General features: G+C 61.6%; 16 protein-coding genes and 1 pseudogene. 7 read left to right on the forward strand and 10 right to left on the reverse strand.

Translation table 11 applies throughout. The features are described from left to right. From EOA85_RS10595 to EOA85_RS10605, 3 genes are all read left to right on the forward strand, one after another. Positions 1-292: FAD-binding oxidoreductase (locus EOA85_RS10595; RefSeq protein WP_164759589.1), on the forward strand; the 292-nt coding region annotated here is incomplete at its 5' end. A gap of 84 nt (positions 293-376) precedes the next feature. Then, the gene (locus EOA85_RS10600; protein WP_127209369.1) at positions 377-1,450 is read left to right on the forward strand and encodes a tartrate dehydrogenase; all 1,074 of its coding nucleotides are present in this window, start codon (positions 377-379) and stop codon (positions 1,448-1,450) included. Positions 1,451-1,460: 10 nt separating this feature from the next. Beyond that, positions 1,461-1,937: an Lrp/AsnC family transcriptional regulator gene (locus tag EOA85_RS10605; protein ID WP_127209370.1), complete on the forward strand. Its 477-nt coding sequence runs from the start codon at positions 1,461-1,463 to the stop codon at positions 1,935-1,937. A 38-nt stretch (positions 1,938-1,975) separates the two neighbouring features. On the opposite strand, the gene EOA85_RS10610 is transcribed toward EOA85_RS10605, so the two are convergent. Both EOA85_RS10610 and EOA85_RS10615 read right to left on the reverse strand, forming a co-directional pair. Continuing rightward, complete coding sequence (locus EOA85_RS10610; RefSeq protein ID WP_127209371.1) at positions 1,976-3,352, reverse strand: aspartate aminotransferase family protein; 1,377 nt, start codon at positions 3,350-3,352, stop codon at positions 1,976-1,978. A 30-nt stretch (positions 3,353-3,382) separates the two neighbouring features. Beyond that, on the reverse strand, positions 3,383-4,225 hold the full coding sequence (locus EOA85_RS10615; RefSeq protein ID WP_127209372.1) for a GNAT family N-acetyltransferase: 843 nt from the start codon (positions 4,223-4,225) through the stop codon (positions 3,383-3,385). A 321-nt stretch (positions 4,226-4,546) separates the two neighbouring features. Here EOA85_RS10615 and EOA85_RS10620 point away from each other — a divergent pair, with 321 nt between their 5' ends. Together EOA85_RS10620 and EOA85_RS10625 are read left to right on the forward strand one after the other, a co-directional pair. After that, positions 4,547-5,236, forward strand: a complete 690-nt coding sequence (locus EOA85_RS10620; RefSeq protein WP_127209373.1) for a haloacid dehalogenase type II — start codon at positions 4,547-4,549, stop codon at positions 5,234-5,236. 236 nt (positions 5,237-5,472) lie between these two features. Beyond that, positions 5,473-5,709 (forward strand): GIY-YIG nuclease family protein, encoded by a 237-nt coding sequence (locus tag EOA85_RS10625; RefSeq protein ID WP_127209374.1) that lies wholly within the window; start codon positions 5,473-5,475, stop codon positions 5,707-5,709. A 245-nt stretch (positions 5,710-5,954) separates the two neighbouring features. Here EOA85_RS10625 and EOA85_RS10630 read toward each other — a convergent pair whose 3' ends face one another. From EOA85_RS10630 to argE, 5 genes are all read right to left on the reverse strand, one after another. Beyond that, entirely contained in the window at positions 5,955-7,430 is a 1,476-nt protein-coding gene (locus EOA85_RS10630; RefSeq protein WP_127209375.1) for an NAD-dependent succinate-semialdehyde dehydrogenase, read from the reverse strand. An 18-nt stretch (positions 7,431-7,448) separates the two neighbouring features. Then, the gene (locus EOA85_RS10635; protein WP_127209376.1) at positions 7,449-8,492 is read right to left on the reverse strand and encodes a tartrate dehydrogenase; all 1,044 of its coding nucleotides are present in this window, start codon (positions 8,490-8,492) and stop codon (positions 7,449-7,451) included. Positions 8,493-8,659: 167 nt separating this feature from the next. After that, positions 8,660-9,016 (reverse strand): cupin domain-containing protein, encoded by a 357-nt coding sequence (locus tag EOA85_RS10640; RefSeq protein ID WP_127209377.1) that lies wholly within the window; start codon positions 9,014-9,016, stop codon positions 8,660-8,662. A gap of 14 nt (positions 9,017-9,030) precedes the next feature. Further along, positions 9,031-9,954 carry a glyoxylate/hydroxypyruvate reductase A gene (locus EOA85_RS10645; protein WP_127209378.1) on the reverse strand — a complete coding sequence of 308 codons (924 nt, stop codon included), beginning with the start codon at positions 9,952-9,954 and terminating at the stop codon, positions 9,031-9,033. Positions 9,955-9,970: 16 nt separating this feature from the next. Then, a complete protein-coding gene (argE, locus tag EOA85_RS10650) occupies positions 9,971-11,095 on the reverse strand; it encodes an acetylornithine deacetylase (protein WP_127209382.1) in 1,125 nt (374 codons plus the stop codon). A gap of 245 nt (positions 11,096-11,340) precedes the next feature. Between argE and EOA85_RS10655 the strand changes: the two genes are divergently transcribed. After that, a complete protein-coding gene (locus EOA85_RS10655; RefSeq protein WP_127209379.1) occupies positions 11,341-12,219 on the forward strand; it encodes a GNAT family N-acetyltransferase in 879 nt (292 codons plus the stop codon). Positions 12,220-12,686: 467 nt separating this feature from the next. After that, positions 12,687-13,289 carry a cupin domain-containing protein gene (locus EOA85_RS10660; protein ID WP_127209380.1) on the forward strand — a complete coding sequence of 201 codons (603 nt, stop codon included), beginning with the start codon at positions 12,687-12,689 and terminating at the stop codon, positions 13,287-13,289. 75 nt (positions 13,290-13,364) lie between these two features. On the opposite strand, the gene EOA85_RS37405 is transcribed toward EOA85_RS10660, so the two are convergent. The 3 genes and pseudogenes from EOA85_RS37405 to soxA all read right to left on the reverse strand — a co-directional run. Continuing rightward, the gene (locus tag EOA85_RS37405; RefSeq protein WP_206523282.1) at positions 13,365-13,589 is read right to left on the reverse strand and encodes a flavodoxin; all 225 of its coding nucleotides are present in this window, start codon (positions 13,587-13,589) and stop codon (positions 13,365-13,367) included. A gap of 87 nt (positions 13,590-13,676) precedes the next feature. Continuing rightward, a pseudogene (locus EOA85_RS10665) lies at positions 13,677-14,324 on the reverse strand (aldo/keto reductase); the annotation flags it as partial. A gap of 132 nt (positions 14,325-14,456) precedes the next feature. Then, positions 14,457-14,953 (reverse strand): sulfur oxidation c-type cytochrome SoxA (gene soxA / locus EOA85_RS10670; protein ID WP_127209381.1); only part of this gene is annotated, 497 nt, incomplete at its 5' end.

Here is a 14,953-nt window from a genome sequence, read left to right on the forward strand (position 1 = left end):
ATATCGACGAGCCTGCGAATTGATGCCCGAACTCAAGCGCGTCGCGATCTCCGATGCCTGGGCGGGTTACATCGACAGCACGCCCGATGGCATTCCCGCAGTCGGTGAAATCGAGGGGATTCCGGGTTTTATCCTGGCGGCGGGATTCAGCGGTCACGGCTTCGGGATCGGCCCCGGCGCGGGGCATATGATCGCCGACATCATCACGGGCAGCGAGCCGATCGTCGATCCACGTCCTTATAGGCCGGAGCGCCTGAAGACCGTTGCGTGGGGCAAGGTCGCTGAATTCTGAGAAGACCGATTTGCCAACGTCCAACCGGTCGCACACGAGATCGAGGCAGCGAGGCGGCCAGCACTGAAAACAGGGAAATTGACGATGCGCGAATATGAGATTGCCGCCATTCCAGCCGACGGGATCGGGCCAGAGGTCATTGCCGCCGGTCTCCAGGCGCTTGAGACACTCGAAGAGCGCTGCGGCGACTTCAAACTGCGCGTCCAGCACTTCGACTGGGGCTCAGAATACTACAAGGGCCATGGTCGGATGATGCCCGAAGATGGGGTGGCGCAACTGAAGCGCTTCGACGCTATCTTCTTTGGCGCAGTCGGCGCTCCCGGTGTGCCCGACGACATCACGCTCTGGGGGCTCCGGCTGCCGATTTGCCAAGGCTTTGATCAATACGCGAACGTGCGGCCGACAAGGATATTGCCGGGCATTGCTTCTCCGCTGGCAGGCGTTGGCCCTGGCGATCTCGATTGGGTGATCGTGCGGGAGAATTCCGAGGGCGAGTATTCCGGCCACGGCGGCCGCGCCCATCGCGGCCTCCCCGAGGAAGTCGGAACTGAGGTCGCGATCTTCACGCGCGTCGGCGTCACCCGCATCATGCGCTATGCATTCCGGCTGGCGCAGTCACGGCCGCGAAAGCTCCTGACAGTTGTTACGAAATCCAACGCGCAGCGTCACGGCATGGTAATGTGGGACGAAATCGCCGCCGAGGTGGCACGGGAATTCCCGGACGTCACGTGGGACAAGATGCTGGTTGATGCTATGACGGCGCGTATGACGCTGAAACCACGGAGCCTCGATACGATCGTTGCCACCAATCTTCACGCCGACATATTGTCGGACCTTGCAGGCGCGCTTGCGGGCAGCCTCGGTGTAGCACCGACCGCCAATGTTGATCCCGAGCGGCGCTACCCCTCGATGTTCGAGCCTATCCACGGCTCGGCATTCGACATTGCCGGCAAAGGGATCGCCAACCCTATCGCCACCTTCTGGACCGCGGCCCAGATGCTCGAACATCTGGGCGAGAACGACGCGGCTGCCCGGTTGATGCGCGCCGTGGAAACCGTGACGAGTGAAGGCGTGTTGACGCCGGACGTTGGTGGCACCGCGACCACGCAGGAAGTAACGGACGCCGTTTGCCGGACGATCCGCGGTTCGAACGTGTGACAGGTTTCTGATGAAGCTCGACAAGATCGACATCAAAATTCTCTCCGAGCTGCAAAAGAACGGGCGGATATCCAACGTCGAGCTTGCCGAGCTGGTGTGTCTGTCACCGAGCCCCTGCCTGATGCGGGTCAAGAAGCTGCAGGTGGAAGGCTTCATCACCGGTTATTCCGCCCAGATCGACGTCTCCAAGCTCGGGCAGACGTTGACGGTCTTCACCGAGATCACGCTCAGGAACCATCGGCAGAACGACTTCGCGCGGTTTCTTGCCACCGTCGAGAAGATCGATTCCGTCATCGAATGCCATCTTGTTTCAGGCGGCTACGACTACCTGGTGAAGTTTGTCACAGCGGGAATCACCGAATACCAGACGGTCATGGAGCGCCTTGTCGAAATGGACATCGGCATCGACAAATATTTTAGCTTCGTCGTGCTGAAATCCCCTATCGTGAAATCTCACCTGCCGCTCGACGCCATCTTCGACAGATGAGGAAGAGGCTGCCGCGCATGCGGCGGCAGTCTGGACGATCATCTTTTCATCGCCGCCCGCACGTCCTTGTCTTCGAGGGTTTGGTCCAGCGTCATCCGCGTGCGTTCGAGGATTCCATCGATATCGTCCTCTGTGCAGCAGAGCGGCGGCGCATAGCCCAGGATGCCGCTGTTGAAGGCGCGGATGACGAGGCCGTTCGCCCATGCGCGGTCGAAAATACGGCGACCCGGATCGGCTGCCACCGGCAGGGGCGTCTTGCGCTCCTTGTCGGTGACCAACTCGACCGCGGCGAGCATGCCGCGACCGCGAATATCGCCAACCAGCGGGTGGTCGGCGAGCGAGCGAAGGCCTTCCATCAAGCGCTTCCCGGCCTTCCGCCCGTTCTCGAGCAAGCCCCCTTCGTAGAGACTCAGGCATTCCAGCCCCACCGCCGCGCTCACGGGATGGGCTGAATAGGTGTAGCCATGGCCGACAGGCGCTTTGCCGGCTCCATCCGCGATCGTATTGTAGACACGGTCCGACATGAAGACTGCGCCCATCGGCACGTAGCCCGAGGTCAGTCCCTTCGCCGTGGTCATGAAATCCGGCACCACATTGTCCTCGTCACAGGCGAAGAGCGGGCCGGTGCGGCCAAAGGCAGTGATGACTTCGTCGGCAACGAACAGAATGTCGTGTTCCTTGCACACGGCGTGCAGGGCCTTCAGCCAGCCTGTCGGTGGAACGAGGACTCCGCCCGAACCCTGAATGGGTTCGGCGTAGAAGGCCGCAACGCGGTCCGCGCCGAGTTCCGCGATCTTGGCGCGCAGGGCCGCGACCGATGCGTCGATAATCGTCTGCGGATCGGAACCGACCGGATTGCGATAGGCGTAGTGCGAGGGAATCTTGTGCTGCCAGTCGTAAGGCACGCCGAAGCCCGCATGGAAAGCGGGGATCGCGGTCAGACCGGACCCTGCCGTCGAGGATCCGTGGTAGCCATACTCGACCGAGATGAACTGGTCCTTTTGCGGCGTACCCTTGGCATGGTAGTAGTAGCGAATGAACCGGATCGTGCTGTCGACTGCGTCGGAACCGCCCAGCGTGAAATAGACATGGTTCAGATCGCCGGGCGCCAGTTCGGCAAGCCTGGCAGCAAGGCGAATGGCAGGCTCGGATCCCAGCCCGAAATATCCCGTCGCATAAGGAAGCTCCCTTAGCTGCTTGGCGGCTGCTTCAACGACACTTTCCTGGCCGTAGCCGATGTTCACACACCATAGACCGGCGAATCCGTCGAGCAGGGTTTTCCCGCTTGCATCGGTGACCGTTGCGCCCTTGGCTGATTTGAGCACCCGCACGCCCGTCTCCTCGTGGCTCCGATAGCACGAAAACGGGTGAACCAGATGTGCGCGATCGAGTTCGATCAGTGAATTTGCCAGCATTTCTTCCTCCGATTCAACCGAGTGCCTGATTTAACCAAGCGCCTGACTGACCAACGCGTATGTGCGCTGATGCGCGGGCTTGCTTTCTTTATGCGTGACCATGGAGCGTCGCATCGTGATCCCACCGCCGACGTGAGCGAGGCCGCGCGCCGTGAGCCATTCACCAAGATCCGTCGAGACGTCGGTATCGACACGAACGAACTTGCCCTGATGATGGGCGAGCAGAAAGTCGATCAGTGCCTTGGCCTCGGCACCGTTTCTCGCCACCACCGGCCCGATGACCAGCCCCCGGCCGAATGGCCGGATGGCGGAAAAGGCCTGGATATCGCCTTCATCGCGAATGACAGCGAACTTCGCGCGCTCGAAAAGCCGCTTCATCAGCGCCGAACGGTCATGGCCAAATGCCTCGCGATCCAGCACCTCGAGGCGGGCAAGATCGCCGCTCTCTGCCCAGGATACACGGGCCGGCGCCGAAACTGCCAACGCCTCGCCCTGATGCTGGACGATCTCGCCAGTTGTGACGAAGCCCAGCTTCTCATAAAGCGGCAGGCCTTCCCGTGTCGCCGTCAGGCAACAGGTGCGCTCACCCGCCTTGGCAAGCGCCTCTTCCATCATCTTTCGGCCGAGTCCGCGGCCGCGCATGGCCGCATCGACGATCACCATGTTGATGGCGGCGGCATTGTCGCCGTAGGGGGTCATCATGATGGTCGCCACCACGCGTTCTTCTTCCAGAGCGACGATCCCCCGGCTGACCGACTGGGCCAGCTCCCAATCCTCGCGACGATGCGGCCATTCAACTTGGCGAGACAACTCGACAGCGCCTTCCAGGTGCCCCGCTGTCATCTCTTCAAGGATGATCTGTCGTGTGGTCATGATGAATTTCCGGCCTTCGTCTTCAGGTGCTAACGGTAGACCACCAAAGACAGCAGTTCCTCCCGACCGGCAGCCATGCGCGACGCGTTTTCACTATCCTTCGCCGCTCGCGCCGCATCTTCTGCCGAAGCATGGCCGACAGGCCGCGCTGCTCGCAAAGCTCGAAAAGACACCTGGCGCAACACTCTGCCAAACCGGCGATGCAATACGAAACGATCTGCTTCAGGTCGCGGCGAATGCGGCCGTTAGTCTTCCAGATCTCCGACTATGGTGATTGTGGTACAGGCACGCTGTGCCGAAAAAACCAGGAGGATTGTTGCCATGTCGACGTTCAGACCGAAATACATCACCTTCGACTGCTACGGTACGCTCACCAATTTCGATATGGCCGGCGCGGCGCGGCGCGTCTACGGCGAGCGCCTCTCCCCAGAGGCAATGGCCGGCTTCGTCGAGGCTTTTAGAGGCTATCGCCTTGACGAGGTGCTGGGGCCATGGAAACCCTTCCTCGAGGTGGTGCAGAATTCCATCGAACGCAGCTGCAAGCGCATCGGTATCCAGTTCAAACCCGAAGACGCCCAACGCATCTATGACGAAGTGCCGACCTGGGGTCCGCACCCCGACGTCCCGGCGGGACTCGCCAAGGTCGCCAAGGAAATCCCACTGGTGATCCTGTCAAACTCCATGAACAGTCTGATCATGTCGAATGTGGAAAAGCTCGGCGCGCCCTTTCACACCGTCATCACCGCCGAACAGGTTGGCGCCTATAAGCCGCTGATGAAGGGCTTTGAATACATGCTCGACAAGCTCGGCTGCGGCCCGCAGGACATCACTCATGTGTCGTCCTCCTTCCGCTACGATTTGATGACCGCCTACGATCTCGGCATCAAGAGCAAGGTCTGGGTGAACCGCGGCCACGAGCCTGCAAACCCCTTCTACGAATATACCGAGATCAAGGATATCGGCGGGCTGGCCGCCGCGGTCGGCCTTGAGCCCGTTCGGGAAGTTGCTTGAGGCTGGCGGGCCTCCGGCAATCGCGGCATCCGAAGTATCGAGATGAGCAAGGGGCGGTTCGACCGCCCCTTTCTGATTGCCGGCCGGTCGGGCAACCAATCTCCAACGCTGGCGATTGGCATAAGCCACCACGACTTCGTCATCCTAGGGCGAAGCAAGGAGCGAAGCGACGCGGCGCAGACCCTAGGATCCATGCCGTTACGCCACCCGAAGCATGCAACGGCTCAGAACGGTGCTTGCATGCGCAACGGTGTTCGTTACCCTTCCGCAAACTATGCCACCAGAAGCGCGGCACGATCTACATCGGCGTCACCAACGACCTCGGCCGCCGCATGCCGGAGCACAAATCGGGCAACGGCTCGCGCTTCACCAGCCGCTACTGTTCCGGTCCGCAGGAGCACTGCCGCGAGGTAACGGCATGGATCCCAGGGTCTGCGCCGCGTCGCTTCGCTCCTTGCTTCGCCCTGGGATGACGAAGTGGAGGGATGCTTCGGCTAATCCCGGAGGTTTGCGATTGCCACTGAAAATCGGCCGCTGAAAGGCACTGTGGTCCAATGCATGTCGCGCAAAGCGATGCCCCCGGGCCTGAGCCAGGACCTGACCCCAGGTGTGCAGCGGTTTGCGATAACGACAGCATAAACAAAAACTAAAGCGCGTCGCGTGAGGCCGGTCGAATGCGACGCGCTTTAGTTCGCTGTTGCGACTTCTGGAAAAGCCTCTAGTTCAACCCGCCGACATGGAGCGTCTTGACCTCGAGATATTCCTCGATGCCGAGCTGCGATCCTTCCCGCCCCACGCCTGACTGCTTGACACCGCCGAAAGGTGCAACCTCGGTCGAGATCAGGCCGGTATTGAGCCCGACCATGCCGAACTCCAGCGCCTCGGCAACACGCCATGACCGCTTGAGGTCGTCGGTGTAGAAGTAGGCGGCAAGGCCGAACGGCGTACCGTTAGCGATCGTGATGGCCTCTTCCTCCGTCTCGAAGCGAAAAAGCGGCGCCACCGGACCGAATGTCTCTTCCGATGCCAGGAGCATCTCGGTAGTAGCCTCCCCCAGGACGACAGGCCGTGCATATTGCCTGCCGTCGGGCACTGCCTCGCTTTGGGCGAGGATCTGCGCACCTTTCGTCTTCGCATCCGCGATGTGACGCTCGATCTTGTCGATCGCGACCGCATTGATCATCGGGCCGATCTCAGTGCCTTCGTCGGTCCCCGCGCCAACCTTCATCCGCGTGACGCGCCGGCTCAGCTTTTCGGCGAAAGCGTCGTAAACGCCTTCCTGGACGAGAATTCGGTTCGCGCAGACGCAGGTTTGACCGCCATTGCGGAACTTGGATACGATCACCCCTTCAACTGCGTTATCCAGATCGGCGTCGTCAAAGACGATAAAGGGCGCGTTGCCGCCAAGCTCCAGGCTCAGCCGCTTGATGCTATCGGCCGCGCCACGCATGAGCAGCGCACCGACGCGGGTCGAACCGGTGAACGAGATCTTGCGCACCGTCTCGTTGGCCATCAGCTCTTTGCCGATCTCTCCCGGCATGCCGGTCACGATGTTGATAACGCCTGCCGGGATGCCCGCCCGCTCCGCCAGGACGCCGAGCGCGAGCGCCGAAAAGGGTGTGAACTCCGACGGCTTGATGACAACCGTACAACCTGCGGCCAGCGCTGGAGCTACTTTGCGCGTGATCATCGCATTGGGGAAATTCCACGGCGTGATGACGGCGCAGACGCCGACTGCTTCCTTGAGAACCAGAATGCGGCGATCGGCGGTGGGTGACGGAATGGTCGAGCCACCGATCCGGCGCGCCTCCTCCGCAAACCATTTTACAAAGGATGCGCCGTAGCGGATTTCCGCCGACGCCTCGGCAAGCGGCTTACCCTGTTCCAGCGTCAGCAGAAGCGCCAAATCCTGTTCGTGCTGGCGAATGAGGTCGTGCCAGCGCTCCAGCAGTCCGGCACGCTCGGTTTGGGTCGTCTTCTTCCAGCTTTTGAATGCCTCGGCCGCAGCAGTGATCGCGGCCCTGGTCTCGTCGCCGCCCATGTCGGGAACGCTGCCAAGAACATTCAGGGTGGCAGGATTGGTCACCTCGACGACGACCTTTTTATCCGCCTCCCGCCACACACCGCCAATCAATGCTTGCTGGCGGAACAGGTCCGCATCGTCAAACGCGCCAATCTTCGTTATCGCATTCATGGTCTTTCCTCTGCCCTTTCAGCTCAATGCTGCAAGCACGGCTTGCGTGATTGTTTCAGTCCGGTCCTTGCCTGCGATCGTGCCTATGCCCTGCGCGGTTACAGACTCGATTGCCGACATCACTTCTGCCGCAGCATGCCCCTCGCCCAGATGCTCGAGCATCATCGCCCCGGACCAGATCGCGGCGATCGGATTGGCGACGCCGAGATGCGCGATGTCGGGCGCCGAACCATGGACCGGCTCGAACATGGAAGGCGCGCTGCGATCGGGATTGATATTGGCAGAGGCGGCGTAACCCAGCCCGCCCTGAATGGCCGCTCCAATATCCGTGAGGATGTCGCCAAACAGGTTCGAGGCGACGATCACGTCGAGGCTTTCCGGCGCCAGCACCATGCGGGCGGCAATGGCGTCGATGTGGTAGTGCGAGACTTCGACATCGGCATAGTCCTTCGCCACCTCGCGGGTGACCTCATCCCAGAAAACCATGGAATGTTTCTGTGCGTTGGATTTGGTGACGGATGCGAGCTTCTTGCGGCGCGCCCGTGCTTGTTCGAAACCGAAACGCATGATCCGTTCGACACCCGCGCGCGTGAAGATTGCTGTCTCAATCGCGACCTCATTGGCTGTGCCGGAATGAACGCGTCCACCGGCGCCGGAATATTCGCCTTCCGTATTCTCGCGGATGCACAGGATGTCGAATCCATCGGAGCGGAGGGGGCCCTGAACGCCCGGCAACAGCCTGTGCGGCCGTATGTTGGCGTACTGCGTGAACCCTTTCCGGATCGGCAGGAGCAGTCCGTGAAGCGATACTGAGTCGGGCACTTCTACGGGCCAGCCGACAGCGCCGAGATAGATCGCATCAAATTTTCGAAGGGTCTCAATGCCATCTGGCGGCATCATTGCGCCGGTTTCCAGGTAGTAGGCGCACGACCATGGGAAGCGTGTGCCGTCAAGGGCGAAACCGCCCCGTTTGGCCGCCGCCTGCATCACCTGCCATGCCGCCCCGGTCACGTCCTTGCCGATGCCGTCGCCGGGGATGAGCGCTATGTCATAGGTCTTCATTGATCGAGGTCCTCATTCGCACTAGCGGAACCATAGCGGACCGCGCGCCGCATTTTTCGTCGAGGATGAGCGGCCCGACAGCGTCGAATCGCGTCGGGCCGAACTTGGAAAGTCGATTGTTCTGGAGTCGCCGCGCGCGCTACTCGGCCGGACCTTGAGCACTGAGCTCAGTCATAAACGCAGACGTAGATCTTGCGCACGGTCTCAATCGTGCGCCAGACGCCGACGAAACCGGGCTTCATCACGAAACTGTCGCCGGCGCGGTAAGTCCTGGTCTTACCGCCCTTCTCCTCGATTTCGATGAGACCCGAAATGATGTGGCAGAACTCGTAGGTAGTGCCCTTGATCGAATGGGTCTCGCCGGGGGTCGCCTCCCAGACGCCGGTCAGAACCTTCTCACCTTTCGAGGCATCCTGTGCCCAGGTCTTGAAGGATGGAGTTCCGGAAATGAGCCGCTCCGGCAGCGGCAAGGCCTCCTTGGGCGTGAAGGCGGGATTTGTGTCGATCGTGGTCAGCAGTGCCATGTTGGGTTTCCCTGTTAATAGCCAAGTGTCCGATCGACGAGGCCGATCAGTTCTTCGCCGGCGCGGTGGCGCCGGACATTGTCGACGGCGGCTTGCGCCGCCGTATGCGGTTGTGTCACCGAGGCAATGTGCGGCGTTATCATCACCTTCCGATGCGACCACAGCGGATGGTCTTCCGGGAGCGGCTCTGGATCCGTGACATCAAGCATCGCCGCGGATACCTGACCGCTGTCGAGCGCGTCGATCAGCGCAGCCTGGTCGAGTTGCGGACCCCTGCCGACATGCAGCAGCCGCGCCCCGGCTGGCAGCAAGGAGAAGAGTTTTGCATCGAGAATGCCGCTGGTTTCCTGTGTCAGCGGTAGCAGGCAGACGAGTATGTCAGTCTGCTTCAGAAAGCGGGGCAACTGATCGGCGCCGTGAAAACAGGCGACGCCCTCTATCCGCTTTTGGCTGCGGCTCCACCCGGCAAGGGGGAACTGGAACGGCTTCACGCGCTCGATTGCCGCTTGCGCCAGCATGCCAAGACCAAGAAAACCGACCCGGCGCTCGGCCGCCTGTCGAGCGGCAATCGGTTGCCAGAGGCACCTTTTCTGCTGCTCGAGATAGGCGGGCATCTCCCGGTGGAGCGCCAACACGCCAAGCGCGACGTATTCCTGCATCATTCGGATGATGCCGTCCTCGACCATCCGCACAAGCTTCACATAGCTTGGCACCACGTCCTGCCTGAACTGGTCGACGCCCGCTCCGATCGAAAACAGCACTTCCAGATTGCGGTAGCGCGAGATGTCGTCCGGCACCGTCCAGGTGATGAGATAGCGAACCTTCTCCGGCTCCATCTCCTCGCCGAAATGGAAGAATTCCAAATCGGGGAGCTCGCGCGCAAAGATCTCGCGGAACACCGCAGCACGCGCCGCATCGGAATGGAAAAGAAATGCCATGGAACCCGCTCCTTCCTCAGGCCGCGAGACGCGCGCCGAGATCCTCGATCATGCTTTGGCAGGCAGCAAGTTCACCGATCTCGATGTATTCATTGGGACGATGCGCGCGGGAAATTTCGCCAGGGCCGCAAATCATGGCATCGATACCGACCTGCTGATAAAGCCCGGCCTCTGTGCCGTAACTCACCGCTGTGAGCGACTCCTGCCCTGTCATCTCGGTCAGAACGGCCGCTAGCTTGCTCCCATTCGCCGGCGCAAGGGCGGGATAGGAACTCAACTCGTGCCAAGCCACCTCGAAGCCGCTGTCGCGTAGATCGAAAAGCCGGGTTTTGACAGGCTCAAGCAGGGATGCCGGGGAAACGCCCGGCACGGCACGCACCTCGATATCGGCTGTGCAGTGGCCAGCGATGATGTTGACGGCTTGTCCACCGGCGATGACGCCCACCTGCAAGGAAGAATATGGAGGCTCGAAATTTTGATCGAGCGGACCGCCAGCGAGGGATTGGCCGTAGGCCACGGCGTGCGAGATGACGCCCGCCATGGCGTGCACGGCATTGAGGCCGAGATCGGGGCGTGACGAATGGCCGGATCGCCCGATCACCTCGAGCCGCGCGGCGGCCTTCCCCTTGTGCGCCCGCACCGGCTGCATCCGGCTCGGCTCGCCGACAATCGCGCCAAGCGGCCTCTCGCATAGGCTCGGCAACGCAGCCAAGAGATGCGGCACACCACGGCACCCCGCCTCTTCATCGTAGGAGAATGCGAAATGAACTGGCTGCCGCAGGTTCATTGCCGCAAGTCCTGGGAGCGCGGCCAATGCGCAGGCGAGAAAGCCCTTCATGTCGGTGGTGCCACGGCCGTAAAGCCTGCCGCCCTCGCGACGCAGGACGAACGGATCCGAGTTCCATTCCGGCTCGCCGGCCGGCACGACATCCATATGTCCGGAGATGATGTAGCCCCGACCGGCGCGCGGGCCGACCGTGACGAACAGGTTGGACCGGTCGCCCTCGGGACCAGGAAGAACCGTCACCTCGGCTCCCGCTGCCTGACAGTAGTCGCGGATCCAATCGACGATCTCGCCGTTTGGCGTGCCCACAACGGAGGGAAAAGCAATCAGGGTTGCGAGGATTTCTTCCACATTCATGGCAGTCCGCTCTGCTTGCACACTATCACCGGGTGCCATCAGCCTATCCCTGCGCAGCAGTGTTCCCTGCCGAATCGCGTCGTGCTTTGGCTGAAGATTGCGAAAAAACGCCTCGAAGCAGCGAAACCTGCTGGCTTTCCCGTGTAAAGCTGCGGCAAATGAGGCCTGTCGCGACATGGCGTCGACGACGGAAACACCACATGCTTGCGACGCTGGGCATTGGTTAAAGGAGCCGATCGACTGAGATGCAGAGATCAGTGCGCCTGAAATCCTTTGAACTGGTCGCGCGGGACATCAATGATGTCGACGTTGAGCTGCTGCATGCACTATCGATTTCTGTCCGCTGGCCGCATCGCCCCAAGGACTGGGATTTGTTGCGCCGCGCCGGCCACGGCATCGTCGCCGTTGACGGAATTGGGCGCGTCTTCGGAAGCGCGATGTGGTTTCCCCACGGGGACGATTTTGCCACCATTGGTCTTGTGATCACGACGCCCCGCGCACAGGCGCAGGGAGGTGGCCGATGGCTCATGGAGCAGGTCCTTGAGCAGTGCGGGGATCGCAATCTGGCTCTGAATGCAACTCATCCCGCCTATCCTCTGTATATTTCACTCGGCTTCACGAGCGAGGCGATCGACTATATGCGCCAGGGACAGGTCCCCCAAACACTCCCGCCGATGCCAGCTCTCGACGGTGAACTAAGTGACCTGCCTAGCGACAGGCTCGGCGACATCACCGCGCTGGACGCGCGCGCATTCGGGACAAACCGTGCAAGGCTGCTTGCGTTGCTCTCGGGCGATGCCTCAATCGCCACTTTGAGTCGTGGCGGCGAGGTCGTTGGCTATTCCATGTGTCGCGAGTTCGGGCGCGGCCACGTGATTGGCCCCATTGTGGCTCGGAGCGACCAGGACGCGGTCCATCTCACCGCCGTCCATCTGAAGAAGCTGGCAGGTCGATTCGCGCGCGTCGATACGCGCGAGAGGGATGGCGTGTTTGCCGAGTTCCTTCAGCAGAGCGGCCTCGGCGTTGCCGAGACCGTGACGACAATGTCAAAAGGCCGCCGGTTTCTGAACCGGGAAAGCAACGGACCTTGGGTTTATGGGCTGGCCAGCCACGCCTGGAGCTGAATGCAAGCACGCATCGCCGTCAAACAGCGGTCAGAGGTGTCTGTAGATCAGAGCGCTCGAATCGCACCGAAAAGCCCAAGAACCGGTGTAATGCGGTTGCTATCATGCGGCCGGGACGACTACCGCTTAGAATCTTCCCCGAATCCCGGATTGGGTTTCGCACAATGACCGTCCGACGCCCACCCGCCACGCCATCTAACGTGGCTGATGCCGTGCGACACGGTGCGATTCGCGCGTTGACGTGATTAATGTCCCGCAGCAGATCGGATGTGATGACGTCCGGCGATGACCCGTATGCGACCAACCGGCCGTCCGCGATGGCCATCGCCTGATCGGTGAAGCGCAGGGGCAGACATAGACACGGCGTCGATCCCTACCGAATAGGCAGCGGAACCGACCAGCATGAAGACGGTTGAATCGGCATGAAGGCTCGTCTTCTGACAGCCAGCAATGCAGGCTACATCATCATGAGCATTCTGCAGAGTGCCAAGAAAGCTGTCGAGCAGGCTACCGGTGTCGCAAGACCGGGCAGGCAAGAAGTAACCGGTCTTGTAAGGCGGCGAAAAGCGAATGAGTTTTGGTTCAAGGATGATGGCCTGGTGCCCAATCATCCGTTTTGGCCGCTTGTCGTCTATCGAGGCGCCGTGAGGCTGCCTGAGGAATTTGATCCCGCAGCCGTCTTGGAGGAGCTTTTCGAGGCCAATGGATGGGGGGACAGCTGGCGGAATGGCATCTACGACTACGTTCACTACCATTCGCGAATACATGAGGTGCTCGGGGTTGCAGCCGGGGCGGCCAAAGTCCGGTTTGGAGGCAAAAAGGGACGAACCCTGTCCCTGAAGGCCGGCGACGTCGCGGTTCTTCCGGCCGGCACCGGGCATCAATGCCTTTCGGCATCCGCCGATTTTCTAGTGGTCGGCGCCTATCCTCCATTTGGGACCTATGATGAATGCACGACTGCCCAGGAGCATGATCGCGCGCTCGCGACAATCCAGAAGGTAGGTCGTCCACGCAAGGATCCCGTCTATGGGAGCAAAGGCCCGCTTCTGCAAAATTGGACGAAGACCTGAAGTAGGCGCAGATCGATCGAAGACCCACAGCACAGAACGCACACGAGCTAGGGGTGTACACCTCAGGCTAACGGCCTATCTCGACACTCGCGAGCCACCGAGTGACCGCTCGAAGCGTCTCGCGCTCCTGGTCGCATTGTTTGGAAACCCATCGATCAGACGGGCACCTAGTGCATGTTCGGCGATTACGGCCAGGCTGTTGCCGAGCCCATAGCCGCCATGCGCGATGAACGGCACCAGTGTCTTGCCCGACAGGTCGTGCTGCGACAGCAACGAGCGTATGACGGAAGGCGCGGTCATTCCCCAGATCGGAAAGCCCAGGAACACGGTTTCATAGGAGCTCTGATCCGGCACCCTCGCCTGCAGCGGCGGTTCGTAACCCCCGCATCTGGTCGTACCGGGGATCGGCACGATCCAGGGCTTCTGCGCCAGCAGCCAGGCCAGCGCGATCTGCGCGGGCGTGGCCCGCTTCCGTTCGGCCCAGGCCTTCACCAGATCCACCAACGCCAGGTTATGCGGCAGGTTGTCCGGCGAGAACCGGGACTCGATCCCGCGAATGCCGCCTTCGGCGAACCGTGTCCTGGCATCGATAGCACCCGCCAGGAAGCCGCCCCGAGCGGGCTCCACGGCACGAAGCCGATGCCAAGTTCCTCGCAGAGCGAGATCACCTCTTCTTCCGGCCCACGCCATAGCATCGAGTATTCGTTCTGGACGGCGGCGACAGGCAGTGCGCCATGCGCGCGGCGAAGCGTTCCCAGCCCCATCTCCGACAGGCCCCAGTGCAGGACCTTGCCTTCCGCCATCAGGTCCTTGACCGCGCCTGCCACGTCTTCGATCGGCACTGCAGGGTCGACGCGGTGCTGGTAGAGGAGATCGATGCGGTCGGTGCGCAGGCGCTTCAACATGCCCTCGACCACAATCTTGATGTGGTCCGAACGGCTGTTCAGGCCGGGCGCCGCTCGCCGTCTCCTGATCGATGTTCCAGCCAAACTTGGTTGCGATCACGACCTCATTTCGGAACGGCTCCACGCCTTCGACCCGAGCCGGCGGCAGCCATCGCCAGCTTTCAGCCTCCTTCTGGAACGTCTGCGCTTCAGAGAATAAGACGACCGAAGTTGCGATCAACTGTCCGTCCGCGACAGGTGAAGACCGGCCCGCCGGCCGGCATCACGGCCGGACCGCCGGCGTCTCGACCAGCACGCCGCGGGCCCGCTCCATCAGATGGAGCTCCAGCTCGACGAGTTCGGGTGCGCTGAAGGCGAAGGGCTCGGCCCTCACCCCGATCATGCAGTTGCGCAGGCGCCGCTGCAGCGAACCGACCGTCTGCCACTCCAGTCGGTAGAGCGGATAGCCGGTCGGATGGGCCTGCGGGATGACACTGCCGCCGAGCCGTTTGCCCCAATTGTCGTCGTGGCAGGAGGCGCAGGAGAGGTTGAGCTGGCCGATGCGGCTCTGGAACAGGCGCCGTCCGTTGTCGCGAAACGGCGCGAGCCGGGCGTCGGTCGCCGGTATGATTGGCATGCCGCGCGACTGATGCGCCACATAGGCCGTCAGGGCGAGCAAAGCGTCAGACTCCGGCGCTAACGGCTCGGCCTGCTGCCGTCCCGCTCGGCAGGAGTTGATACGCCCGGCAAGGTCGATCGGCCGTCCTATCGCCTCGTCAA

The sequence above is a fragment of the Mesorhizobium sp. M5C.F.Ca.IN.020.29.1.1 genome, from assembly GCF_003997375.1.
GTDB classification, from domain to species: domain Bacteria; phylum Pseudomonadota; class Alphaproteobacteria; order Rhizobiales; family Rhizobiaceae; genus Mesorhizobium; species Mesorhizobium wenxiniae.

Coding starts and splice junctions, on each gene's coding strand:
- EOA85_RS10635 (WP_127209376.1), bottom strand. CDS start 8,492: ATGAAGACCTATGACATAGCGCTCATCCCCGGCGACGGCATCGGCAAG.
- EOA85_RS10645 (WP_127209378.1), bottom strand. CDS start 9,954: ATGGCATTTCTTTTCCATTCCGATGCGGCGCGTGCTGCGGTGTTCCGC.
- argE (WP_127209382.1), bottom strand. CDS start 11,095: ATGAATGTGGAAGAAATCCTCGCAACCCTGATTGCTTTTCCCTCCGTT.
- EOA85_RS10630 (WP_127209375.1), bottom strand. CDS start 7,430: ATGAATGCGATAACGAAGATTGGCGCGTTTGACGATGCGGACCTGTTC.
- EOA85_RS10605 (WP_127209370.1), top strand. CDS start 1,461: ATGAAGCTCGACAAGATCGACATCAAAATTCTCTCCGAGCTGCAAAAG.
- EOA85_RS10655 (WP_127209379.1), top strand. CDS start 11,341: ATGCAGAGATCAGTGCGCCTGAAATCCTTTGAACTGGTCGCGCGGGAC.
- EOA85_RS10610 (WP_127209371.1), bottom strand. CDS start 3,352: ATGCTGGCAAATTCACTGATCGAACTCGATCGCGCACATCTGGTTCAC.
- EOA85_RS10620 (WP_127209373.1), top strand. CDS start 4,547: ATGTCGACGTTCAGACCGAAATACATCACCTTCGACTGCTACGGTACG.
- EOA85_RS10660 (WP_127209380.1), top strand. CDS start 12,687: ATGAGCATTCTGCAGAGTGCCAAGAAAGCTGTCGAGCAGGCTACCGGT.
- EOA85_RS10640 (WP_127209377.1), bottom strand. CDS start 9,016: ATGGCACTGCTGACCACGATCGACACAAATCCCGCCTTCACGCCCAAG.
- EOA85_RS10615 (WP_127209372.1), bottom strand. CDS start 4,225: ATGACCACACGACAGATCATCCTTGAAGAGATGACAGCGGGGCACCTG.
- EOA85_RS10600 (WP_127209369.1), top strand. CDS start 377: ATGCGCGAATATGAGATTGCCGCCATTCCAGCCGACGGGATCGGGCCA.
- EOA85_RS37405 (WP_206523282.1), bottom strand. CDS start 13,589: ATGACCGCGCCTTCCGTCATACGCTCGTTGCTGTCGCAGCACGACCTG.